2 protein-coding genes and 1 pseudogene are annotated in these 1450 nt (G+C 64.2%); all 3 read right to left on the bottom strand.

Annotation, left to right across the window (positions count from 1 at the left end):
* Positions 1-173 (bottom strand): annotated as a pseudogene (locus EOD15_RS37410) (serine protease); the annotation flags it as partial.
* Positions 174-300: 127 nt separating this feature from the next.
* Complete coding sequence (locus EOD15_RS34200) at positions 301-489, bottom strand: DUF2065 domain-containing protein (RefSeq protein WP_023813072.1); 189 nt, start codon at positions 487-489, stop codon at positions 301-303.
* A gap of 6 nt (positions 490-495) precedes the next feature.
* Positions 496-1450 (bottom strand): protease modulator HflC (locus EOD15_RS34195; RefSeq protein WP_148129815.1); only part of this gene is annotated, 955 nt, incomplete at its 5' end.

The following is a 1450-nucleotide window of genomic DNA, read 5'->3' as shown; positions in this document are numbered from 1 at the left end:
ATGTTGACCACCGCGCCGAGCAGGCCTTGCGCCAGATCGGCGACCGAAGCGGGTCCATCGGCGGCAAATGTCGGCGTCACGAAGGACGGGACAGCGACTGCGCTGACAAGAAGTGCCGCCGCGCCGGCGATGAATGTCCGCCGAGCCGCGCACAGAATTGTATTGGATGTCATCGAGAAGCCTCCCGGTATCCTTGAAAAGAAAAGCGCTTCGACGAAAACGCCGCGTCACGCCATGTTGGCAAAAAATACGGCACGTTTGCGGCTATGACTATCGGCAGAGGATAAATCATCGCCGCCGTCATGCGCCCCGTACCAGCCAGACGATGCCGACGCCGATCACGATCGCCGCCAGCCCGGCGATCCGCAGCGCGTTCTCGGGCAGCGACAGCACTTCGGTGGCAAGTTTCCTGGCCAGGCCGGGAAAACCGCCATAGACCAGACCCTCTATGACAAGGACCAGGCCCATGGCGGCAAGAAAATCCTGCACCGGCCGCTACTGGCCGGTGCTGGGCTGTGCCGCCGGCGCGGCGGGTGCCGTCGCCGGAGCGTTTGGCGCAGGCGAAGCCGGCTTTGCCGGCCCCTCGCCGCCGTCAGGATTGCGGAAGAAGCGGAAGAACTCCGAGTTCGGCGACAGCACCATCGTCGTTCCGGTGTTGTCCAGCGCCGTGCCATAGGCATTCATCGACCGGTAGAAGTCGAAGAAGGCCGGATCGCGCTGATAGGCTCCCGCGAAGGTGGCGCTGCGCTGGGCTTCGCCCTCGCCGCGCAGGATTTCCGACTCTTTCTGCGCTTCGGCGACGATCTCGACCACTTCGCGATCGGCGCGGGCGGTGATGCGCTGTGCCGCTTCATTGCCGCGCGCCCTCAGCCGCGCAGCTTCCGCCAGGCGTTCCGCCTTCATGCGGTCGAAGGTCTGCTGCGAGACTTCGGCCGTGAGATCCGTGCGGCGGATACGGACATCCTCGATCTGCAGGCCGAGCGAGGTGGCGTCGGGCCTGAGCTGGTCGCGGACTTCGCGCATCATCACGGTGCGCTGTTCGGAAAGTGCGGCCTCGAAATCACGCAGACCGTAGACACGGCGCAAGGCAGCGTCGAGACGCGTCCTGAGCCGGGCTTCTGCCAGTTCGATCTGACCCGAGACGGTGGAGCGGAAGACCCGCGGATCCGAGATGCGGTAGGCGATGAAGGCGTCGACCTCATAGAACTTGCCGCCTGACACCTGGACGCGGATGTTGTCGAGGTCGAAGCGCAGCACCCGGTTCTCGATCAGTTGCACGGTGTCGGCGTCGAAGAACGAGAACGGCGCCTTGAAGTAGATGCCGGGTTCGCTCTTGACGTCGACGATCTCGCCGAACCTGAGCACCAGCGCCTGCTGGCGCGCATTGACCACGAAGACCGACGAATAGAGCAGGAACAGGATAACCGCTGCTGCGACGACGATGATGGGA

This window comes from Mesorhizobium sp. M7A.T.Ca.US.000.02.2.1 (assembly GCF_003996995.1).
Classification (GTDB): domain Bacteria; phylum Pseudomonadota; class Alphaproteobacteria; order Rhizobiales; family Rhizobiaceae; genus Mesorhizobium.
This window is presented reverse-complemented; position numbering and strand designations above follow the sequence as displayed.